The organism is Flavobacterium sp. AK-345, from assembly GCF_058310175.1.
Genome location: NZ_JBZEER010000001.1, coordinates 620,414 through 643,209, shown reverse-complemented (window position 1 = coordinate 643,209; position 22,796 = coordinate 620,414). Strand labels below are relative to the sequence as shown.

Genomic DNA, 22,796 nt, shown 5'->3' with positions numbered 1-22,796 from the left:
GTGGATGCTTTTTTTATATATTTGAAAATGATTATTTAAAAGTTTTTATTCTTATGAAAAAAATTATCCTTTTTATATTATTTATTTCTTTTTCAGCATTTTCACAATCAAATCAATTCACCGGAACCTGGAGTACTGAAAATTGCAAAGACTGCAGCAAAAAATATATTTTTAAAATTAATATGGCGCAATCTAATAACAAGATTTATGGAACTGCCGAAGTGATTAGTGATGATGCAAATTTGAGTAGCGGCGTTATGGAAGTTACCGGATATGTTTATGTGCTTGGGGAAAAAGCTCAAATTAGTATGAAAACTAAAAATGGTTCATCGGCCAGTGCAGTTCTTTTTGTGAGTGAAGAACGTATTCAATTCGAAAAAAGAGGCGGATCTGACTTAGTTCCAAAAGAATTGATTTTAAGCAAATTATACGATTAAAGGCTATTATTACTTTAATCCATTTTGACCTATAATTTATATTATGTAAAATAGACTTTTTCAAGAACCACTCTATATCAAATTATTATAGAAACTTCTTTGCATAATTAAACTCTGCTTCTTGTAACTTCACAATAATGTAAGTTTTTAAAATTAGATTTAAAACAAATCAGAAATTACATAAACCTCTTCAAGGTTTTAAAACTTCAAAAATTACAATTTAAATTTTGGCGCATTCTTTTCTTTTTAATTCTGCTCAAAAATCTCATTAAATTTTATCGATTAAAAACAAAAAATACCGTTTAAAACCCTTTAAATCAATAAAAATTAACATATTTTTAATATTTAATATATTCTAATCCAGATGCTTTCATTGTAAGGTTTTATTTTATTATTTTTACATTCGATACTTTAAAAAAATTATCAAACATATGAATACAATTGCTGAGCATATTGCAGATTTTTTAAAAGAATACCCGCCATTTAACAACTTAACTTTTCAGGAATTAGCTGATATTGCAAGTAATATTCGCGTTATCAATTTAGAGAAACACGCAGTATTGTTTGAAAATAACGATCCTCTGCATGATAGTTTTTATGTTGTGGCTTCGGGCGTTATAAATCTGACTACAATTGCAGATGCCGAGGAAACTATTATTAATAAATGTCATGAAGGAAATATTTTTGGATTACGTCCGTTTTTTGCCAAAAATAACTACATGATGACTGCAAAAGCACGTGAAGAAAGCATTATTTATGCTATTCCTATTGCTGTTTTCAGACCTTTTGTGGCTAATAATTCTGATGTTCTAAATTTCTTACTTGAAAATTTTGCTGTAAATTCCAGACATACAAAAGAAAGTTCGGGTTCTAACGGAAAAATGACTTCTGAAACTTCATTTTATGTTGATCAGCAATCAGAAATGCAATATTTGCAGACACTTACCTATAATAATTCGCCATTAAAAACAGAAGCAAACCGCATTGTAAAAGATGTGGCTATTTTAATGACCGAATCTATGGTAGATAATATTGTAGTTACTGAAAAAAATAACCCAATTGGTATTGTTACTGATGCCGATTTGTCTTCGAAAATTGCTACAGGCCGATATCCTATTACTGAAACTATCGACAAAATCATGTCGTCGCCGGTTGTAACCGTTTTAGAAAATGTCTCTCTTGCTGAGGCACAATTACTTATGCTAAAACATAATGTAACCCATTTATGCGTTACCAAAGACGGAACGAGTAAATCTGCCGTTAAGGGAATTATTTCTGAACATGATTTAATTGTAGCTCAAGCCAGTAATCCCGGGGTTTTGATTAAAGAAATAAAACGTTCGCAGCTTCCAAAAGATTTAAAACAAATTCGTGATCGTTTATCTGATTTGATTCAGAATTCGATTCAAAAAAATATTCCGCTTTCACATGTCAGCAATATTGCCAGCGAAATTAATTTAGCAATAATTAAACGTGCGGTAGAATTGTCTATTTTAGATTTAGGCTCACCTCCTGCTCGATTTGCGTGGTTAAGTATTGGTAGCCAAGGACGTAAAGAACAGCTTTTATTGACAGACCAGGATAGTATTTTAGTTTTTGAAGATGTTACGCCGGAGAAATACAGAGATGTAAAAGATTACTTTTTGAGACTGGCAAAAAGAACAACTGCGATACTTGAAAAAGTAGGTTATGAACTTTGCCCTAATGGACATATGGGAAGCAACATGTTATGGTGTAAATCATTGACTGACTGGACAAAACAATACAACAGTTGGATGAATACTCCAGGTGAAAATAGTAATGATTTAAGTAGTATTTTCTTTGATTATGAGATCGTTTTTGGTGAACCAAAAATTGAAGAAGCCATTGAAGGTGTAATTTTCAAAAATGCAGTTAACAATACTTTATTCTTTGATTTCTTAGGAAATGACGCTTTAAAAAGAAATTCTCCTTTGAGCTTTTTCAAAAAATTTATTGTTGAAGAAGAAGGTCCACAAAAAGGAAAATTTGATATTAAAACCCGTGCTCTAATGCCTTTAATTGATGGCGCGCGTTTACTAATTTTAAATTCTAACATAAAAGGAATTCAGAATACTTATTTAAGATTCAAGCAATTAGCAATCACAGATTCTAAAAATGCAGAAATATATTTAAGCTGTGCCGAAGCTTTTCTAACTTTATCAAAATTTAGAACTGTTGAAGGATTAAAAAATGATGATTCCGGGCAATATATTAATATAAAAGAAATGTCAAAAACAGATAGAGAGAAATTAAAAAATGCTCTAACACCAATGAAAGATCTTGAAGAATTAATCAAGAGCAAATTTCAACTTACGCAATTTTCATAAAGTATGTTAGACTGGATTAAAAATATTAATAAAGAATATCCTGATTTTTGGAAGGATTACTTAACCAAATTCGAAACAAAGCCTAACCGTTTTGTAGTTTTATCTACTGAAACCTCAGGCTTAAATCCGAATAAGGATGTAATTCTGTCTTTGGGAGCTTTTGCGGTTGTTGACGACGGCGTTGTCATCAAGGACAGTTTTGAATCTGTTTTGCTGCAATATAAATTCCTGCATGATAATGGGCTTTCTAATGAGTTTATTATTGACAGTAAAATGATAAAAATGGAAGAGCCTGCTGCTCTCGAAGCTTTTATTAATTTTATAGGCAATGCTGTTTTAGTTGGCCATCATATTAATTTTGATATCGAAATGCTTAACAGCGCTCTTGAACGTTTGGATTGTGGAAGATTAAAAAATGAAGCACTGGATGTTGATATGATGTATCGTAAATTAACGGACATTAATGACAAACAATTTTCTTTAGACGATTTAGGAGAAATTTTTAAAATTCCGAAAAGCGATAGAAATTCTTCTTCTGAAGATGCTTATCGAATTGCACTTTTGTTTTTGAAGCTTAAATCTCGATTGGGAATTAAGTAGGTTTTTTTTTGAACCATATAATATAAGTTTATATAAGAAAAATTAAGTTTTAAAAATACAAAATTAGCTCTTATAAGATTGTCAGCCTGAGCGGAGTCGAAGCCTGTCATGCAGAATCACTTTGCGGGACTTCGACTCCGCTCAGTCTGACAAAAAAGGTATAGTTTACTTTTTTTACTTTAATCTTTATCAAAGTTTTGAACATCGACTTTACTCAGTCTAACAAAAAATATACACATAAAAAATGCCTCTTAAATTTAAGAGGCATTTTTTATTTTATAGTAAGATCAGAATTAAGAAATTCTTTCTTTTGAAATTTCTTCTACAATTTCAGGATTCAATAATGTTGAAGTATCTCCGAAATTAGAGAAATCTCCTTCTGCAATTTTACGTAAAATTCTACGCATAATTTTTCCTGAACGTGTTTTTGGTAAACCAGAAACAAACTGAATTTTATCTAGCTTCGCAATTGGTCCAATATGGTCTGAAATATATTGGTTGATTTCTCTAGACAGATTCTCTTTATTTCTAACTTCTCCGGTTTCTTTCAAAATTACATAACCATACAACGCATTTCCTTTTATATCGTGAGGGAAACCAACAATTGCAGATTCGGCAACTGCAGGATGCTCGTTGATTGCATCTTCGATAGGAGCTGTTCCTAAATTATGACCTGAAACAATTACTACATCATCAACTCTACCTGTAATTCTGTAATATCCAACTTCGTCTCTTAATGCTCCGTCTCCTGTAAAATATTTTCCAGGGAAAGAAGAGAAATAAGTGTCTTTGTATCGCTGGTGATCTCCCCAGATTGTTCTGGCGATTCCCGGCCACGGAAATTTAATACATAAACTACCAACAACCTGATTTCCTTCAATTTCGTTGCGCTTTTCATCCATCAAAACAGGCTGAATTCCCGGTAATGGCAAAGTTGCGTATGTTGGTTTTGTTGGTGTTACAAAAGCAATTGGCGAAATCATGATTCCACCGGTTTCAGTTTGCCACCAGGTATCAACCACCGGACATCTTTTATCTCCAACGTGGTCATTGAACCAGTGCCAGGCTTCTTCGTTAATTGGTTCTCCAACAGATCCAATAACTTTAAGTGATTTTAAAGGATATTTTTGAATATAATCTAAGCTTTCTTTTGCTAATGAACGGATTGCAGTTGGCGCTGTATAGAATTGTGTGATTTTATGTTTTTCGATAATATCCCAAAAACGGCTGAAATCAGGGTAAGATGGCACTCCTTCAAAAATTACGGTTGTTCCTCCGTTTAATAGAGGTCCGTACAAAATGTATGAGTGACCTGTGATCCATCCGATATCTGCAGTACACCAGAAAATATCATTTTCTTCGTGGCTAAATACGTTTTTAAAGGTATATGCCGTGTAAACCATATAACCTGCTGTGGTATGCACCATTCCTTTTGGTTTTCCTGTAGATCCTGAAGTATACAAAATAAATAAAGGATCTTCGGCATCCATAATTTCTGCAACACTATTGTCAATAGCTGCATCCAATAATGGCTGTAACCAAACATCACGACCGTCTTTCATTTTAACTTCGGTCTGGGTTCTTTTTACAACCAAAACTTTTTCAACCGTTGGACAAGTATCTAATGCTTCATCTACAATCCCTTTAAGATCAATTGTTTTGTTTCCTCTGTATCCACCGTCAGAAGTAATTACCATTTTACATTCACAATCGTTAATTCTTGCTGTAACAGCAGATGCTGAAAAACCTGCAAAAATAACAGAGTGAATTGCTCCAATTCTGGCACAAGCCAATACCGCAACTGCCAATTCAGGAATCATTGGTAAGTAAATACAAACACGATCTCCTTTACGAACACCTTGCTCGCGCAAAACATTCGCCATTCTTGATACTCTTTCGTATAATTCGTTATACGTTATATGTAAAGCAGTTTCTGAGGGATCATTTGGTTCAAATATAATTGCCGTTTTTTCTCCTCTTTTGCTTAAATGTCTGTCAATACAGTTTTTGGTAATGTTAACTTTAGCTTCAGTAAACCACTTTACTTCGGCTTCGGCCATATTAAAATCTACTACTTTATCCCATTGTTGGTACCAGGTAAAATTTTCTTCAGCTATTTTCCCCCAAAACTTCCTTGGTTCCCTTATTGACTTATTGTAATGTTTAAAATATTGTTCTAAATTTTCAATTTTATAATAACTCATATGTTTTTGGAATTTTTTTATAAATGTATTAAATATCGACGTATTCTTAAAATTATTTAATTCATAAATTTTATCAATTAAAAACACATATTAAAAAAAATAGAGCTTTTTTATGTGTTTAATATAAAAATATGTGTTTTGAACTAAAAATGCATTTTACAAAAAAGGCACGATAAATAAATATCATGCCTTTTGATTTTAACAATTTCAATAACAATTAATTTTGTAATTCTGTATTACAATACTCTGCTTCATTTTGAAAATAGCAGCAGCTTTATTAATTAAAACAGAAATTTCAACAAGCATATTTAGTTTTAAACATGCCCCTTTTTAGGGATTAGCCTCACTTAACTTTCTCACCGAAGTTAAGTGAATGCAATATGCATCTATATCTAATTTTCTTAATAAGTGCTTACTAATTCAAAATATTACATAAAATAATGATACAGTGCAAATCCCATCACATTCGACTGTGTGGTAATTCCCAATTTATTATCCAATTTTTTTCATTGCTGTCATAGATTCTCTCAACCATGCTCCTACTTCTTCAATAGGGTGTTGACGGATTTCTTTGTTTACAGCAATTAAAATAGCATTATCTACTCCGTTTGAAGTTGAAAATGGTTTTCCAATTATGTTTGTTTCAACATTTTTCATGTATTCAGCCAATAACGGTTTACAAGCGTGATCAAACAAATAACATCCGTACTCAGCTGTATCCGAAATTACGCGGTTCATTTCAAATAATTTCTTTCTTGCAATTGTGTTAGCAATCAAAGGTAATTCGTGTAATGATTCATAATAAGCTGACTCTTCGATAATTCCAGCTTCTGTCATTGTTTCAAAAGCCAACTCAACTCCGGCTTTAACCATTGCAATCATTAATACTCCGTTATCAAAATATTCTTGTTCAGATATTCGAGCATCAGTTGGAGGTGTTTTTTCGAAGTTAGTTTCTCCTGTTGCAGCTCTCCACGTCAATAAATTTTTATCGTCATTAGCCCAATCAATCATCATTGTTCTTGAGAATTCTCCAGAAATGATATCATCCTGGTGTTTTTGAAATAACGGACGCATGATGTCTTTTAATTCCTCAGCAATTTCGTAAGCTTCGATTTTTGCAGGATTAGACAAACGATCCATCATATTTGTAATACCACCATGTTTCAAAGCTTCTGTGATAGTTTCCCATCCGTATTGAATTAATTTTGAAGCATATCCAGGTTCGATTCCTTTTTCTACCATTTTATCAAAACATAAAATAGATCCAGTTTGCAACAATCCGCAAAGGATAGTTTGCTCACCCATTAAATCTGATTTTACTTCTGCTACGAAAGATGATTTTAAAACTCCGGCTTTATGTCCACCAGTTGCAACAGCATACGCTTTTGCCTGATCTAAACCAGCACCATTTGGATCATTTTCCGGGTGAACTGCAATTAAAGTTGGTACACCAAATCCTCTTTTGTATTCTTCACGAACTTCAGAACCAGGGCATTTAGGAGCACACATAATTACAGTAATATCTTTACGAATCTGCATTCCTTCTTCAACAATATTAAATCCGTGAGAATATGCTAAAGTCGAACCGTTTTTCATTAATGGCATAATTGCAGTAACAACTGCAGTATGTTGTTTATCAGGAGTTAAGTTACAAACTAAATCAGCAGTTGGAATTAATTCTTCATAAGTACCTACTTTAAATCCGTTTTCTGTAGCGTTTTTGTAAGATGCTCTTTTTTCAGCAATTGCATCTGCACGTAATGCATATGAAATATCCAAACCAGAGTCTCTCATGTTCAATCCCTGGTTCAAACCTTGTGCACCACAACCTACAATAACAACTTTTTTTCCGGCTAATGCAGCAATTCCGTCTGCAAATTCTGATTGCTCCATAAATTCGCAAACGCCTAATTGTTCTAATTGTAATCTAAGTGGTAGTGTGTTGAAATAATTTGCCATTTTCTTTTAAATATTTAATAAGTGTAATTTATAATTGATACTATTTTAGGGCTTCTAATAATGTTGAAATTTCCATTTTTTCTTTCGAAACAGATATTCTTCCCGAACGCACAAATTGCATAATGCCGTAAGGTTTGAATTTTTCGTATAATTCTTCAATTTCAGAACGTCTTCCGGATTTTGAAATCACGAAGAAATCACGTGAAACTGTTACAATTGTAGACTGACTGTCTTTAATTATATTCTGAATTTGTTTTTCATCAAACAACAAACTTGAAGCGATTTTAAATAAAGCATTTTCTAAATAAATAGTCTCTTCATCTGTATGATAAAATGCTTTTATAACCTCAATTTGTTTTTCAATTTGTCCAACAATATTCTGAACCCATTTTTCTGTTGTATTTACTACAATGATAAATCGTGAAACATTCTCTATTTCTGATTCTGAAACGTTTAAACTTAATATGTTAATGTGACGCTTTAAGAATATTCCTGATATTCTATTCAACAAACCCACGTTATTTTCTGAATATACCGATATGGTAAATGTTTTATCTTCCATGTTGTTTTTTAGTTTTTTTTGTTTCAGGTTTCAGGTTTCAAGTTCTACAACCTGAAACAAAAAAAACCTGAAACCTGAAACTTTTTCCTAGCTTAATCTAATTTCTGAAACACAAGCTCCTGTAGGAATCATTGGGAAAACATTGTTTTCTTTTTCCACCATGACTTCAAGGAAATAAGAATCTTTTGATGCCAGCATTTCTGCAACGGCTGCGTCAAGATCTTCTCTTTGGGTTACTTTTTTAGATTTGATATAATATCCTTCAGCAATAGCAACAAAATTTGGATTAATCATATTTGTTGATGCATATCGGTTATCAAAAAATAATTCCTGCCATTGACGTACCATTCCTAAAAACTCGTTGTTTAGAACCACAATTTTTACCGGAACTTTTGTCTGGAAAATAGTTCCTAGTTCCTGAATTGTCATCTGAAACCCTCCATCTCCAATAATTGCGACAACTTCGCGATCCGGTCTTCCCATTTTGGCTCCAATTGCAGCCGGAAGTGCAAATCCCATTGTACCTAATCCGCCTGAAGTAATATTACTTTTAGTAGTATTAAATTTAGCATAACGACAGGCAAACATCTGGTGCTGACCAACATCTGAAACGATAATTGCGTCACCTTTTGAGTGTTTATTGATCATTTCCATGGCTTCTCCCATAGAAATTCCTTTGTTATTCGTTGGATTTAATTCTTCGTTTATAACCGTTTCTACTTCTATTTTATGTAATTCCTTAAATTCATTATGCCATAAATCATGAGATTTCGCATCAATTAAAGGTAATAAAGCATTTAAAGCTTCTTTTACATCTCCTAAAACAGCAACTTCTGTTTTTACGTTTTTATCTACTTCTGCAGGATCAATTTCAAAGTGAATTACCTTTGCCTGTTTGGCATATGTCTTTAAATTTCCGGTTACACGGTCGTCAAAACGCATTCCCAAAGCGATTAAAACATCACATTCGTTGGTCAATAAATTTGGACCGTAATTTCCGTGCATTCCTAGCATTCCAACGTTTAAAGGATGATCTGTTGGCAAAGCCGAAAGTCCTAAAATTGTCCATCCTGCCGGAATTCCTGATTTCTCAATAAAAGCTTTTAATTGTTCTTCGGCCTGACCCAAAATAATTCCCTGACCAAAAACAATAAAAGGTTTTTTTGCGCTATTGATTATGGCTGCAGCTTCGGCAACTTTATCTAATTTCAATTTCGGAACCGGAATATAGCTTCTGATTGAAGTACATTTTTCGTAACTAAATTCAAACTCATCAAATTGAGCATTTTTAGTAATATCAATCAAAACTGGTCCTGGGCGTCCAGAACGTGCTATGTAAAATGCTTTTGCAATGATTTCCGGAATTTCTGAAGCCTCCGTAATTTGGTAATTCCATTTTGTTACCGGAGTTGAAATTCCGATAATATCCGTTTCCTGAAAAGCATCAGAACCCAATAAATGTTTCCCCACCTGACCTGTAATACAAACCATTGGTGTAGAATCGATTTGCGCATCTGCAATTCCGGTTACTAAATTTGTAGCTCCCGGACCAGAAGTTGCAATTGCTACTCCTACTTTTCCTGTAGCCCTTGCAAATCCCTGAGCTGCGTGTGTTGCGCCTTGTTCGTGACGAACCAATACGTGGTGTAATTGGTCCTGAAATTTATATAATTCGTCGTAAACCGGCATGATTGCTCCTCCCGGATATCCATAAACCAAGTCTACTCCTTCTGCTAATAAACATCTTATAACGGCTTCTGCCCCTGATATTTTCATAGTATATTTTGTTTTATCAATGTCAAAAATCAATTTCAAAATTCAATGGCAATGGCAAAATTCAATTTTAATTATAAATTTTAAATTGATTTTTGATTTATTGCTATTTGATTTTTGATATTGTAATTGTCATTGATTTGATATTGTTATTTAATTAATTATCGGTAACGCAACCTGTTGAAGCGCTTGAAACCGATCTGGCATATTTAAGTAAAACTCCTTTTGTAACTTTTAACGGCGGTTGTACCCAAGCCGCTTTTCTCGCTGCAAATTCTTCGTCAGATATTTTCAGGTCGATAGTATTTTTTACTGCATCGATCGCAATCAAATCACCATCTTTTACAAGTGCAATACCACCACCATCAAAAGCTTCTGGTGTAACGTGTCCTACGACAAAGCCATGTGAACCTCCAGAGAACCTGCCGTCTGTAATAAGAGCGCAGCTGCTTCCTAATCCGGCACCAATAATTGCCGATGTTGGTTTTAGCATCTCAGGCATCCCCGGACCACCTTTTGGTCCACAATACCTGATGACGACTACATTGCCTGGTTTTATTTTTCCGGCTTGTAAACCTGGAATTACTTCAAATTCTCCTTCAAAAACTACAGCCGGACCTTCAAAATATTCTCCTTCTTTTCCGCTTATTTTTGCTACAGCACCTTCAGAAGCAAGATTTCCGTATAAAATCTGAATATTTCCTGTTGGTTTTAATGCTTTTTGAATTTCGTGAATTACTTCTTGTCCATCTTGTAAATCCGGAGTTGAAGCTAAATTTTCAGCAACTGTTTTTCCGGTTACTGTTAAACAATCTCCATGAATCAATCCTACTTTCAATAAATATTTCATTACAGAAGGAATTCCTCCAACCTCATGAATATCTTCCATCATATATTTACCACTTGGTTTCATATCAGCCAGAACTGGTGTTCTGTCGTTAATTGCCTGAAAATCATCTAAAGTAATTTTGATATCAACCGCATGCGCCATTGCAATTAAGTGCATAACTGCATTTGTAGAACCTCCTAAAACTGCTACAATTGTAATAGCATTTTCAAAAGCCTTACGAGTCATGATATCTCTTGGCTTAATATCTTTTTCTAATAAAATTTTGATTGCTTCTCCTGCAGCCAGACACTCGTCTCTTTTTTCCTGACTCAAAGCCGGGTTTGAAGAACTGTATGGCAAACTCATTCCTAATGCTTCAATTGCAGAAGACATGGTGTTTGCTGTATACATTCCGCCACAAGCACCAGCACCGGGGCATGCATTTTGAATAACTCCTTTAAAATCTTCGGGAGTAATTTCGTTTTTTACTCTTTTTCCTAAAGCTTCAAAAGCAGATACAATATTCAAAGATTCACCTTTCCATTTTCCAGAGTGAATTGATCCGCCGTAAACCATCATCGCCGGGCGATTTAATCTTCCCATTGCGATTAAGGCTCCTGGCATATTTTTATCACAACCCGGAATTGCAATTACACCATCGTACCATTGCGCTCCCACAACAGTTTCAATAGAATCTGCAATAACATCACGAGAAACCAATGAATAACGCATTCCTTCGGTACCGTTTGAAATTCCGTCACTTACACCAATGGTATTAAAAATAAGTCCGACCAGATCTGCATCCCAGACACCTTTTTTGACATCTTTTGCCAAATCATTCAGGTGCATGTTACAAGTATTTCCATCGTAGCCCATGCTAACAATACCAACTTGTGCTTTTTTCAAATCTTCTTCAGTTAAACCAATCCCGTACAACATAGCTTGCGCTGCAGGTTGTGTTTGATCTTGAGTGATGGTTTTGCTGTACTTATTTAATTCCATTATTGTATTATTTTTTTAATTTTTATTCAAAAAAAAACCTTCCAGTATTTGGAAGGTTTCTAATATAGTTTTTCAATTATATTTATACCATTCCCGATGCAGATGTGCTAAACACATTGACAACAATGACAGAAGTAATAATAATTGAGATTTGCATCATTTATTTTTTAGTGTTACAAAAGTATGAAAACTTTAAGAACTAAAAAAATAAAATCTCAACATTTACAGTACTTCTTGTTATTTATTTCAATTTTTTAATAAAAAAATTAAACAATCGTCGATTGCCCGATATGAACGTTGTCATTTCTAAAATATAACAGATCGTCTTTGCTGAAAATAAAATTGGAAACAAACTCCCCTACTTCGTTTGTACCGAATTTTGAATCTGGTTTTAAATCAACAGTAACTACTTTATATTCAATTGCTTTTTCAATAGCTTTATAAATCACATTAGCTTCTTTAAATAATCCGAAATGCTCTAACAACATCCCTGCTGATAAAATAGAAGCAATTGGATTGGCAATATTTTTTCCTTTTGCCTGAGGATAAGAACCGTGAATTGGCTCAAACAAAGCATTTTTCTCTCCTAAAGATGCCGATGCCAATAAACCAATAGAACCTGTAATAACGCTGGCTTCATCTGATAAAATATCTCCAAATAAATTCTCTGTCAAAATCACATCAAATTGTCTCGGATTTAAAATAATCTGCATGGCTGCGTTATCCACAAATAAAAAGTCTAAAGCAACATCCGGATAATTTTCGCTCACTTTTTGAACTACTTTTCTCCATAATCTTGAGGTTTCCAAAACATTCGCTTTGTCTACCATTGTCAGCTTTTTGCGTCGGTTTTGTGCCGATTTAAAAGCTAAATGTGCAATTCTAGTGATTTCTTCTTCTGAATATTCACATAAATCCGAAGCGTGTGTTCCTTCTTCATTTAATGTTTTTGCTCCAAAATAAGCTCCACCTGTTAATTCTCTGAAAATAGTAAAATCAGCTCCTTCGATAATTTCTCTTTTTAAAGGAGAAGCATCAAGTAATGATTTATAAGGTTTTATAGGACGAATGTTGGCAAACAAACCCAGTTCTTTACGAAGCTTTAATAATCCCTGCTCCGGACGAACTTTTGCATTTGGATTATTGTCATATTTAGGATCGCCAATAGCGCCAAATAAAACAGCATCAGTATTTAAACAAAGATTTAGCGTTTGTTCCGGCAACGGATTTCCTGTTTTATCAATTGCGATTGCTCCCATGAGCGCTTCTTCAAAAACAAATTCATGATTGTACACCTCGCCAATAGCGTATAAAGCTTTTTTGGCTTGTAAAATTACTTCCGGTCCAATTCCGTCTCCAGGTAAAACTGCTATTTTCAAATTCATAACGTCTCGTTCTTTATGTATTTAAATCTTTATTTTTTGTCTTTGTTCTTTCGTCTTTCTTCTATTCTCTTTCGTCTATATTCTATATTCTTCCCAACTAGCTTCTAACTAATTCATCCTGAATCTTAGCAGCTTCAATAATCTGATGAATATCAGCATCAACAACTTCTTTTTTGATATCGGCAAATTTCAAAAACTCGATGTATACAATGTCTAATTGTACTTTTGTAAGCTCGTAACCTACTTTTTTAGCACGGTAAGCCAAAGCAGCTCTTCCGCTTCTTGCTGTAAGGATAATTGATGATTCATTTACACCCACATCAAGCGGGTCCATGATTTCGTAAGTTGCTCTGTTTTTTATAACACCATCCTGGTGAATTCCTGAACTGTGTGCAAAAGCGTTTGCACCAACAATTGCTTTGTTTGGCTGAACGATCATTCCCATACTTTCAGAAACCAAACGACTCATTTCGTTCAATTCTCTTGTATTGATGTTTGTATCTAAATTAAGGTAAGGATGCTGTTTGAAAATCATTACCACTTCTTCAAGTGCTGTGTTTCCGGCTCTTTCACCAATACCATTAATAGTACATTCTATTTGTCTAGCTCCATTTATCGCACCTGCAATAGAGTTTGCAGTTGCCATTCCTAAATCATTATGACAGTGACATGAAAGGATTACGTTTTCGATTCCTTTTACGTTTTCTTTTAAATATTTAATCTTTGCTCCGTATTCTTCAGGCAGGCAATATCCTGTGGTATCAGGGATATTTAATACGGTTGCGCCCGATTTAATTACTTCTTCGCAAACTTTTGCAAGGAAAGCATTATCTGTTCTTCCGGCATCTTCTGCATAAAACTCAACATCTTCTACATAAGATTTTGCATGTGCTACAGCATATTTTGCTCTTGCAATAATATCTTCTGGTGTGGTATTTAATTTGTGGAGTATATGAGATTGCGATGTTCCGATTCCGGTGTGGATTCTAGGTCTTTTAGCATGCTTTAAAGCTGCTGCAGCAACATCAATGTCGTTTTTCACGGCTCTTGTTAGTCCGCAGACGGTTGCATTTTCTACAATTTTACAAATCTCAGAGACCGATAAAAAATCGCCCGGACTTGACACAGGAAAACCCGCTTCGATAACGTCAACTCCCATTTTGTCAAGTCGTTCTGCGATAACTAATTTTTGTTTAGTATCTAACTTACATCCTGGAACTTGTTCACCATCGCGCAAAGTGGTGTCAAAAATTTGAACTTTCTCTCTATTCATATTCATTTATTTAATGTAATTTCACATCTTGATAACAAATATATATTGTACTTCTACAGTACGAAATTCATTTTAATGAAATTATACTGTTTATAACACAATTTATAACGTATTAAATAACTAAAAACCAACAAGTTACACTATTATATTTTACAATGGCTAACCATCAAAAAGATTTCTTATTTGTATTAATAAAATCGCTTTCGAAATCTGAAAAAAGACAGTTTAAAATTTTTGCAAGCCGATTAGAAACAAGTTCGAACACCAAATTCATCGAATTATTCAATATTTTAGATAAATCTGAAACCTACGATGAAAAGCTTATTTTAAAAAGCGGAATCATCAAAAAAGTACAGCTATCTAACTTAAAATCATATTTGTACAAACAAATTTTAGTGAGTATTCGACTCAATATTCCCAGCCAGAATATTCGGTATCAATTGCGTGAACAAATAGATTTTGCCGTTATTCTTTATAATAAAGGATTGTATAAACAGAGTTTGAAAATTCTGGATAAAACAAAAATCGTTGCGCTTGAAAATGATGAAAAATATATGGCGTATGAAATTGTTGAGTTCGAAAAACTAATAGAATCCCAATATATTACACGAAGTATTCAAGGTCGCGCCGATGAATTGGTTGTTCAGGCAAAAGAATTGAATTACAGAAATACAATCTCAAGCAAATTATCTAATTTATCACTGCAATTATACGGAATCATGCTTAAAACTGGTTACGTAAAAAGCGATGAAGAATATAAATATATTGACGATTATTTTAATAAACATATTGCAAAACTAGACGAAAGCAAATTTGGTTTCCGTGAAAAATACTGGTTTTACAATGCCAATCTTTGGCGCAGTTTCCTTGTTCAGGATTTTTTGGCGAGTTACAAATACGCTTATAAATGGGTTACCTTATTTTATGATAATCCGAATATGATTTATCAAAATCCGGTGTTTTTTCTAAAAGGAAATCATTACTTTTTAGAGTCTTTATATATGTTGAAATACAAATCGAATTTCAAGAAATATTTGACTCTTATGGAGGAAACCATTGAGGATCCTAAATTTCCTGTAAATGACAACATTGCATCGCTATCATTTTTATATATCTACAATAACAAACTCAATTTACATATTCTCGAAGGTACTTTTGCCGAAAGCGAATATTTGATTCCGGAGATTTTAGAAAAATTAAAAATTCACAGCGAACATCTCGATGAACATCACGAAATGTTGTTTTTCTATAAAATTGCTTCTATTTATTTTGGAAACGAGAAATACACAGAATGCATTTATTATTTAGATAAAATCATTAATAACAAAAACTTAACCATGCGCGAAGACTTAATGTGTTTCGCCAGACTTTTGTCGTTGATCGCACATTATGAATTAGGAAAAGATTATTATTTAGAAAATAATATAAAAAACACTTATAAGTTTCTAATAAAAATGAACGACTTACACGAAGTTCAAAAAGAGATTATTAAGTTCCTGAGAAGTCTGAATAACCTTTATCCTGCCGATATTAAAAAGGAATTTAAAAAAATGCACACCCGTTTTGTGGAACTTGAAAAAAACACTTACGAAAAAAGGGCTTTCCTTTATTTAGACATTATTTCCTGGCTGGAAAGCAAAATCGAGAATAGAAAAATTGCTGATATTATTAAGGAAAAAGCGAAGTTGAATAGTCGTTGATCCATAAAATTCCAATTTTTTAAATTCCAAATTCCAACGCATATGAGAAACCCGACAGGTTTTTAAAACCTGTCGGGTTTAACTTTTAAGGCGTTTTATCTGCAATAGCAACAAACCGTAGTTCCAGGCTGACATACATCTCCTCTGCCTGGCGTATTCGAAATAACTCCTCCAGCTTCGCCGCATAGTATAACACATAAAGGAATACCTCCCGAAATAGATTTTTGAGCATTTTTACTTAAAATTTCAATGTTTTTTAGGTTTTTTAAACTTTTCATAATTTGTTTGATTTGATTTTTGTTTCCTACTCTTAAGCTTTTCGGATTACGCTTTATTTATTCATTTTCAGATTAATAGAATCTAAAGTAGAAAAATAAAACGGTAATATTCGTACAAATAATATAATTAACATTCATGTGAAATTTCAATAAATCCCGAAGCTTCGGGGTCAAATTCCAAATGGTTTGCGTTCCAGCCTTTGCCAAAGTTTTAAACTTTGACAAAGGTCTTTGCGTAAAACTGTCCAAAAAAAAAATCCCAAACTCCAGCAATTGGAATTTGGGATTTAAAAATTGGAATTTTAAAAAAAAGTTTATTCAACAATATTAGAGCTCGTTACATAAAAATCTTTATCAACTTCTAAAGTTCTGTTTTCATTTGTTGTTTTTTCTGATTGCCATTCTGTAGTTGGTTTCAACCATATTTCTACCCCGTTAATTTTTACTTTTACCGGCATATCAAACTTCGAAACACAATTTGTCCAATGATAGCCTAATGTTCCGTTTTTAAAAATATATTCAAAAACCGGAATTTGAGTTGTAGTCAAATATTGAGCAAAAACTCTGTTGAAATTAATTCCAGATTGTGTATTGATATAATCTTCAATTTGTTTAGAAGTAACAGTTTGATGATAAAACGTACTGTTTAAACCTCTCAAAATCGATTTCCATTTTGCATCATCATTTATAATCTGACGAATCGTGTGCAGCATATTTGCACCTTTTGGATACATATCGCCAGATCCTTCATTATTTACATCATAATGTCCAATAATTGGCGTGTCGTTATGAATGTTTTTTCTGCATCCTCTTACATATTCAGCTCCGGCTTCTTTACCATAATAGTATTCCACAAAAAGACTTTCAGAATAGTTGGTAAAACTCTCGTGAATCCACATATCTGCAATGTCTTTGTATGTAATATTGTTTGCAAACCATTCATGACCAGACTCGTGAATAATAATAAAATCAAATTTTAAACCCCAGCCAGTTCCGCTTAAATCACGGCCTAAATAACCGTTTTTATATTCATTTCCGTAAGTTACGCTGCTTTGGTGCTCCATACCTAAATAGGGCGCTTCTACCAACTTGTAACTGTCTTCGTAAAACGGATAAGGTCCAAACCAGTTTTCAAACGCTTTTAGCATTCTTGGCGCGTCTTTGAATTGTTCTTTGGCTACAGCCAAATTATCACGCAAAACGTAATAACTGCAATATAAATCGCCTTTTTCACCTTTGTATTTCTCAGAGAAATTAACGTAATCGCCAATATTGATGTTTACACCATAGTTATTAATTGGGTTCGAAACATACCAATTAAAGGTTTTAGTTCCGTCTTTTTGTTTTTTAACGCTTTGTAATCTTCCATTCGAAACATCCGTTAAATCTCCCGGAACATTTACGCTAATCAACATATTTTCGACTTCATCATACATATGATCTTTGTTTGGCCACCAAATACTTGCGCCTAAACCCTGACAAGATGAAGCTATAAAATCTTTTCCGTTTTTGTCCTTTTTCCATGTAATTCCTCCGTCCCATGGTGGTTTAATAGCTTCTTTAGGTTTTCCGCCAAATGAAATTACGATTTCTTTCGTTTCACCTACTTTTTGAGCAGCTGCTAAATCTATAAAAAAAGCATTTCCGTCTCTTTTAAACTTCAATTCTTTTCCGTTTTGTGTTACTTTGTAAATTTGCATTGGCTCCTGCAAATCGATCTGCATTTTATTATACGAAGTCAAAACAGTATAACGAACGGTATTTGAACCTGTAATCGTTTTTTCAGAAGGATTTACCTTAACATCAAGATGATAGTATTTTAAATCCCACCAGGCTCTTTCTTTTGTAATGCTTCCGCGAAGTGTATCCTGATGTGTAAAAACCGTTTCAGACTTGTTTAAAAGTCCTTGGGCATTTGTAGTAAAACAAACCAAAAAGGCAATAAAAAAGCCTCCAAAGTAATTTTTCATAATGGTAGAAATTGAAATAATAACGTATTTATAGAACTTAATCTTCACAAAAGTAAACATTCGAATTAAGTTTTCTCAAATTTTATGATTTAGGGATAAAAAAGAAACCCTACAATTTTATCATTTGTAGGGTTTGTTTTGTTATGAATTCAAAAATCTAATTTGTAATATTAAATTCTGTGATATAAAAGTTTTTATCAACGACTATAGTTGGTTTATCTCCTTTTACATCTTCCATTTTCCAATCTGATGTTGGTTTTAGCCAGGTTTCAACTCCGTTTAAAGTTACTTTTAATGGCAAATCAAATTTTTCTACACAATTTATCCAGTGATAAACTAATTTTTGATCCCTAAAATAATATTCAAAAGTAGGTACCTGAGGCGTTCTTAAATATTGATCAAAGACATTACTAAAATCAATTCCTGCTTGTGTACTGATGTAATCTTCAATTTGTTTTGTAGTAACCGTTTGGTGGTAAAATGTACTATTCAAGCCTCTTAAAATTGATTTCCATTTTGCATCATCGTTTATCACCTGACGTATCGTATGAATCATATTGGCTCCCTTCGGATACATATCTCCAGATCCTTCAACGTTGACATCGTAATAACCAATAATTGGTTTTTTATTGGTAATCATTTTTCGAATTCCTCTTATATATTCATTCGCAGCTTCTTTTCCATAATAATATTCCACAAAAAGTGCTTCAGAATAAGTTGTAAAACTCTCATGAATCCACATGTCGGCTATGTCTTTATAAGTAATATTATTGGCAAACCATTCGTGTCCGGATTCGTGAATAATGATATAATCGTATTTCAATCCCCAGCCGCTTCCGCTAATATCAGTACCATTATATCCTTTTGTATAGTTATTTCCATACGTCACGCTACTTTGGTGCTCCATTCCTAAATACGGCGCTTCTACCAACTTGTAACTGTCTTCATAAAAAGGATAAGGTCCAAACCAGTTTTCAAACGCTTTTAGCATTCTTGGTGCATCCTTAAAATGTTCTTTGGCTTTAGCCAAATTATCACGTAAAACATAATAACTACAGTCTAAATCGCCTTTTTCTCCTTTATATTTTTCAGAGAAATTTACGTAATCTCCAATATTAATATTCACTCCGTAATTATTTATTGGGTTCGAAACATACCAATTAAACGTTCTGGTTCCATCTTTTTGCTTTTTCACACTTTGCAATCTTCCATTAGAAACATCCGTTAAATCTTCGGGAACATTTACACTAATCAGCATATTTTCCACTTCATCATACATATGGTCTTTGCACGGCCACCAAACGCTCGCGCCCAATCCCTGACAAGTTGAAGCAATAAAATCTTTTCCGTTTTTATCTTTTTTCCACGTAAGCCCTCCATCCCACGGCGGGCGAATGGCTTCTTTTGGTTTTCCTCCGTAAAATATTATAACCTCTTTTGTTTCTCCTACTTTTTGATTTTCAATTAAATTGATAAAAAATGCATTTCCATTTCTTTCAAATTTTAATTCTTTTCCATTTTGAAGCACTTTATAAATTTGCATTGGTTCCTGCAAATCAATCTGCATCGTATTATTTTCTGCTAAAACAGCATAACGAATCGTATTAGACCCCGTAATGGTTTTCTCAGCCGGATTTACTTTAATATCAAGATGATAGTATTTCAAATCCCACCAGGCTCTTTCTTTTGTGATGCTTCCGCGAAGTGTATCCTGATGTGTAAAAACTGTTCCGGACTTTTTTAAAAGTCCTTGAGCATTGGCAGAAAAACCAATCAAAAAAGCGATAAAAACGCCAACGAAGTATTTTTTCATTATTGATAAATTTGGGATAAATAAGCTGTTAAACTGAATTTAGTCTTCAACAAAAATAAACATTCGAATCAATTTTTTAATAATTTTGCATTTTATCTTCAGAAAACTTAATACTAAATTTTACTTGTTTTTAGTCAACTAAAATATTTACACGCCTTATGAAAATTCAAAAAATTGTCACTTTTTTATTTTTAATATTTTCTTTAATAAACTACGCTCAAACCATCCCGATTTATAAAACGAATGAAAAAATAATTGTCGACGGTGATTTATCAGATTGGAAAAAACCTTTTTTGGGTCCGTTTGTAATTCACAATTCGGGAGAAAAAGCTACTCAAAACACATTTGTTTCACTTTCGTGGAATGACAAAAATCTTTATATCGCCTATCGTACTGAAGATTCTACAATAATTGGAAGTTTACAAAAGAAAGATTCTAAAATATATGAAACGGATGATTTGGTAGAAATTTTTCTGGATCCCGACGCAAACGGGCAAAATTATCTTGAAATTGGCGTAAATGCTTTCTCTGCAAATTACGATATGCTAATCAAATGTCCGTCAGCAAATTGCGGCGGCTGGAAAGCTTCTATGACTTTTGATGTTTCAGAATTGGAAGTCGTAAGCAAAACAACTCCCGAAGGATTTTGTACCGAAATTAAAATTCCGTTTTTGAGTTTAGAAAAGATAAAAAACGGCAATTTTACTCAGCCGAAAGCCGGAACAAAATGGAATGGAAATGCTTTTAGAATTGATTACGGTAACACAACAGAATATCTTGCATTACAATATTATAAGAGTTTAAAATTTGGTTTTCATCAACCGCAGGAATTTGCGGTTTTTGAGTTTATGGAATAGCGATGAAATGGGACGCGGATGACGCGGATTCGCTAAAGCGAAAACGCAGATTAACACGGGTTTTTCTTTTTATTATTGTCAGGCTGAGTGGAGTCGAATTGTCAGACTGAGCGGAGTCGAAGTCCCGTTTGCTAAATCATTTTGTGTGGCTTCGACTCCGCTCAGCCTGACACTCAACCACGCTACAAATGACGTTTTTTGAATTAAAATAAATCCGTGTCAATCCGCGTTTTTGCAAAGCAAATCCGTGTCATCTGCGTACCATGACAAAGATTAATTACTTTCTTTAAACTACTTCTGACGCTTTTTCAAAACATCTACAACATCATTCAGTTGAAAACCTTTTGCCTGCAATAAAATCAAATAGTGAAACAATAAATCAGCGCTTTCGCTAAGAAATAAATCGTCATTATCATCTTTAGCTTCAATCACAACTTCTACAGCTTCTTCGCCCACTTTTTGAGCAATTTTATTGATTCCTTTTTCGAATAAGGAAGCTACATAACTTTTCTCAGAATCGGCGTTTTCTCTTCTAATTTTGATCGTGTTTTCAAGATCAGAAATAAAACCATAGTTTTCTTTGTTTTCTTCTTGCCAACAAGTATCTGCGCCTGTGTGACAGGTTGGACCAACAGGTTTTGCCTGAATTAAAAGTGTGTCGCCGTCACAGTCATTTTTGATACTTACCAGATTCAAAAAGTTGCCACTCTCCTCGCCTTTTGTCCAAAGTCTTTGCTTAGAACGGCTAAAGAAAGTTACTTTTTGCGTTTCTATTGTTTTTTGAAGCGATTCTTCGTTCATATAACCCAGCATCAAAACATTTTTTGTTTCAGAATCCTGAATTATTGCCGGAATCAATCCGTGTGAGCTTTTAATATCTATGTTCATAATTATTTTAGATTTTAGAGTTCAGATTTTAGATTTCTACACTCTATGATTATTTCTTTTAGAATTCGACTTTCGGCTTTAAATCTCCCAGCTAAATTCTTTATTCTATTCTCTTTATTCTATTCTCTTGCTTCTTGCTTCTAAATCCTTACCTCAATATCATTCTTTCTAAGTTCTTCTTTCAACGCCTTAATTTCAATCTCCTTAAAGTGAAAAACACTCGCCGCCAAAGCCGCATCTGCTTTTCCTTCTTTAAAAGAATCAACAAAATGCTGAATATTTCCCGCTCCGCCAGAAGCAATAATCGGAATATTAATTAAAGTTGATAATTTAGCCAAAGCTTCGTTTGCAAAACCGTTTTTAGTGCCGTCATTATCCATCGAAGTGAATAAAATTTCACCTGCACCACGTTCTGCCACTTCTACCGCCCAATCGAATAGATTTAATTCAGTTGGAACTTTTCCGCCAACCAAATGCACAATCCATTGTCCGTCAATTTGTTTAGCATCTATAGCGACGACAACACATTGGCTTCCAAACTTCTGAGCCAAATCATTAATCAATTGCGGATTTTTTACTGCCGATGAATTAATGGAGACTTTATCAGCGCCGTTATTCAGCAAGATCTCAACATCTTCAACAGATGAAATTCCACCTCCAACCGTAAACGGAATATTGATTTTTTCCGCTACACTTCGCACCATATTCACCAGCGTTTTTCGGCGTTCTTCCGTTGCCGAAATATCCAGAAAAACCAATTCATCTGCACCTTCAGCCGAATAAATTTCTGCCAGTTCTACAGGATCTCCCGCATCGCGCAGGTCAACGAAATTAACGCCTTTTACGGTTCTTCCGTTTTTTATATCCAAACAAGGAATGATTCTTTTTGCTAACATTAATTTAATGTGTTAATTT

General features: G+C 33.6%; 17 protein-coding genes. 5 read left to right on the top strand and 12 right to left on the bottom strand.

The genetic code is table 11. The annotated features are described in order from the left end of the window. Positions 1-53: 53 nt before the first annotated feature. The 3 genes from AC4FQ3_RS02920 (at position 54) to AC4FQ3_RS02910 (ending at position 3,385) form a co-directional block, all read left to right on the top strand. Positions 54-437 carry a hypothetical protein gene (locus AC4FQ3_RS02920; protein ID WP_491180793.1) on the top strand — a complete coding sequence of 128 codons (384 nt, stop codon included), beginning with the start codon at positions 54-56 and terminating at the stop codon, positions 435-437. A gap of 431 nt (positions 438-868) precedes the next feature. Beyond that, the gene (locus AC4FQ3_RS02915) at positions 869-2,785 is read left to right on the top strand and encodes a DUF294 nucleotidyltransferase-like domain-containing protein (protein ID WP_042567000.1); all 1,917 of its coding nucleotides are present in this window, start codon (positions 869-871) and stop codon (positions 2,783-2,785) included. Positions 2,786-2,788: 3 nt separating this feature from the next. Further along, a complete protein-coding gene (locus tag AC4FQ3_RS02910; protein ID WP_042567001.1) occupies positions 2,789-3,385 on the top strand; it encodes a 3'-5' exonuclease in 597 nt (198 codons plus the stop codon). 293 nt (positions 3,386-3,678) lie between these two features. Here AC4FQ3_RS02910 and acs read toward each other — a convergent pair whose 3' ends face one another. The 7 genes from acs to AC4FQ3_RS02875 all read right to left on the bottom strand — a co-directional run bounded on the left by acs (position 3,679) and on the right by AC4FQ3_RS02875 (position 14,375). Next, complete coding sequence (gene acs / locus AC4FQ3_RS02905) at positions 3,679-5,589, bottom strand: acetate--CoA ligase (protein WP_042567002.1); 1,911 nt, start codon at positions 5,587-5,589, stop codon at positions 3,679-3,681. Between the two features lie 492 nt (positions 5,590-6,081). Then, positions 6,082-7,551, bottom strand: a complete 1,470-nt coding sequence (gene ilvC / locus AC4FQ3_RS02900) for a ketol-acid reductoisomerase (RefSeq protein ID WP_491180792.1) — start codon at positions 7,549-7,551, stop codon at positions 6,082-6,084. Between the two features lie 40 nt (positions 7,552-7,591). Then, positions 7,592-8,113 (bottom strand): acetolactate synthase small subunit, encoded by a 522-nt coding sequence (gene ilvN / locus AC4FQ3_RS02895; RefSeq protein ID WP_042567004.1) that lies wholly within the window; start codon positions 8,111-8,113, stop codon positions 7,592-7,594. Positions 8,114-8,200: 87 nt separating this feature from the next. Continuing rightward, positions 8,201-9,889: a biosynthetic-type acetolactate synthase large subunit gene (gene ilvB / locus AC4FQ3_RS02890; RefSeq protein WP_042567222.1), complete on the bottom strand. Its 1,689-nt coding sequence runs from the start codon at positions 9,887-9,889 to the stop codon at positions 8,201-8,203. 154 nt (positions 9,890-10,043) lie between these two features. Next, entirely contained in the window at positions 10,044-11,717 is a 1,674-nt protein-coding gene (gene ilvD / locus AC4FQ3_RS02885; protein WP_042567005.1) for a dihydroxy-acid dehydratase, read from the bottom strand. 266 nt (positions 11,718-11,983) lie between these two features. Next, on the bottom strand, positions 11,984-13,102 hold the full coding sequence (gene leuB, locus AC4FQ3_RS02880) for a 3-isopropylmalate dehydrogenase (protein WP_491180791.1): 1,119 nt from the start codon (positions 13,100-13,102) through the stop codon (positions 11,984-11,986). A gap of 97 nt (positions 13,103-13,199) precedes the next feature. Further along, positions 13,200-14,375: a 2-isopropylmalate synthase gene (locus AC4FQ3_RS02875; protein ID WP_463461053.1), complete on the bottom strand. Its 1,176-nt coding sequence runs from the start codon at positions 14,373-14,375 to the stop codon at positions 13,200-13,202. Between the two features lie 155 nt (positions 14,376-14,530). On the opposite strand from AC4FQ3_RS02875, the gene AC4FQ3_RS02870 reads away from it, so the two are divergent. Continuing rightward, positions 14,531-16,075 (top strand): hypothetical protein, encoded by a 1,545-nt coding sequence (locus AC4FQ3_RS02870; protein WP_491180790.1) that lies wholly within the window; start codon positions 14,531-14,533, stop codon positions 16,073-16,075. A gap of 95 nt (positions 16,076-16,170) precedes the next feature. Here the strand turns inward: AC4FQ3_RS02870 and AC4FQ3_RS02865 are convergent, their stop codons facing one another. The 3 genes from AC4FQ3_RS02865 to AC4FQ3_RS02855 form a co-directional block, all read right to left on the bottom strand. Further along, positions 16,171-16,353 carry a hypothetical protein gene (locus AC4FQ3_RS02865; protein ID WP_463461055.1) on the bottom strand — a complete coding sequence of 61 codons (183 nt, stop codon included), beginning with the start codon at positions 16,351-16,353 and terminating at the stop codon, positions 16,171-16,173. A 314-nt stretch (positions 16,354-16,667) separates the two neighbouring features. Beyond that, a complete protein-coding gene (locus AC4FQ3_RS02860) occupies positions 16,668-18,323 on the bottom strand; it encodes a M1 family metallopeptidase (protein ID WP_491180789.1) in 1,656 nt (551 codons plus the stop codon). Positions 18,324-18,480: 157 nt separating this feature from the next. After that, positions 18,481-20,136 (bottom strand): M1 family metallopeptidase, encoded by a 1,656-nt coding sequence (locus AC4FQ3_RS02855; RefSeq protein WP_491180788.1) that lies wholly within the window; start codon positions 20,134-20,136, stop codon positions 18,481-18,483. A 158-nt stretch (positions 20,137-20,294) separates the two neighbouring features. Between AC4FQ3_RS02855 and AC4FQ3_RS02850 the strand changes: the two genes are divergently transcribed. Further along, the gene (locus AC4FQ3_RS02850; RefSeq protein ID WP_491180787.1) at positions 20,295-20,993 is read left to right on the top strand and encodes a carbohydrate-binding family 9-like protein; all 699 of its coding nucleotides are present in this window, start codon (positions 20,295-20,297) and stop codon (positions 20,991-20,993) included. 291 nt (positions 20,994-21,284) lie between these two features. Here AC4FQ3_RS02850 and hisIE read toward each other — a convergent pair whose 3' ends face one another. Further along, a complete protein-coding gene (gene hisIE / locus AC4FQ3_RS02845; protein WP_317043529.1) occupies positions 21,285-21,884 on the bottom strand; it encodes a bifunctional phosphoribosyl-AMP cyclohydrolase/phosphoribosyl-ATP diphosphatase HisIE in 600 nt (199 codons plus the stop codon). A gap of 137 nt (positions 21,885-22,021) precedes the next feature. Beyond that, complete coding sequence (gene hisF / locus AC4FQ3_RS02840; RefSeq protein ID WP_042567012.1) at positions 22,022-22,777, bottom strand: imidazole glycerol phosphate synthase subunit HisF; 756 nt, start codon at positions 22,775-22,777, stop codon at positions 22,022-22,024. Positions 22,778-22,796: the final 19 nt, after the last annotated feature.

Bases quoted from the DNA above. Each gene is read 5' to 3' on its own strand.
- AC4FQ3_RS02915 (WP_042567000.1), top strand. From the start codon at position 869: ATGAATACAATTGCTGAGCATATTGCAGATTTTTTAAAAGAATACCCG.
- ilvD (WP_042567005.1), bottom strand. From the start codon at position 11,717: ATGGAATTAAATAAGTACAGCAAAACCATCACTCAAGATCAAACACAA.
- acs (WP_042567002.1), bottom strand. From the start codon at position 5,589: ATGAGTTATTATAAAATTGAAAATTTAGAACAATATTTTAAACATTAC.
- ilvB (WP_042567222.1), bottom strand. From the start codon at position 9,889: ATGAAAATATCAGGGGCAGAAGCCGTTATAAGATGTTTATTAGCAGAA.
- AC4FQ3_RS02875 (WP_463461053.1), bottom strand. From the start codon at position 14,375: ATGAATAGAGAGAAAGTTCAAATTTTTGACACCACTTTGCGCGATGGT.
- AC4FQ3_RS02920 (WP_491180793.1), top strand. From the start codon at position 54: ATGAAAAAAATTATCCTTTTTATATTATTTATTTCTTTTTCAGCATTT.
- AC4FQ3_RS02865 (WP_463461055.1), bottom strand. From the start codon at position 16,353: ATGAAAAGTTTAAAAAACCTAAAAAACATTGAAATTTTAAGTAAAAAT.
- hisF (WP_042567012.1), bottom strand. From the start codon at position 22,777: ATGTTAGCAAAAAGAATCATTCCTTGTTTGGATATAAAAAACGGAAGA.
- ilvC (WP_491180792.1), bottom strand. From the start codon at position 7,551: ATGGCAAATTATTTCAACACACTACCACTTAGATTACAATTAGAACAA.
- AC4FQ3_RS02910 (WP_042567001.1), top strand. From the start codon at position 2,789: ATGTTAGACTGGATTAAAAATATTAATAAAGAATATCCTGATTTTTGG.
- AC4FQ3_RS02855 (WP_491180788.1), bottom strand. From the start codon at position 20,136: ATGAAAAAATACTTCGTTGGCGTTTTTATCGCTTTTTTGATTGGTTTT.
- AC4FQ3_RS02870 (WP_491180790.1), top strand. From the start codon at position 14,531: ATGGCTAACCATCAAAAAGATTTCTTATTTGTATTAATAAAATCGCTT.
- AC4FQ3_RS02850 (WP_491180787.1), top strand. From the start codon at position 20,295: ATGAAAATTCAAAAAATTGTCACTTTTTTATTTTTAATATTTTCTTTA.
- leuB (WP_491180791.1), bottom strand. From the start codon at position 13,102: ATGAATTTGAAAATAGCAGTTTTACCTGGAGACGGAATTGGACCGGAA.
- ilvN (WP_042567004.1), bottom strand. From the start codon at position 8,113: ATGGAAGATAAAACATTTACCATATCGGTATATTCAGAAAATAACGTG.
- AC4FQ3_RS02860 (WP_491180789.1), bottom strand. From the start codon at position 18,323: ATGAAAAATTACTTTGGAGGCTTTTTTATTGCCTTTTTGGTTTGTTTT.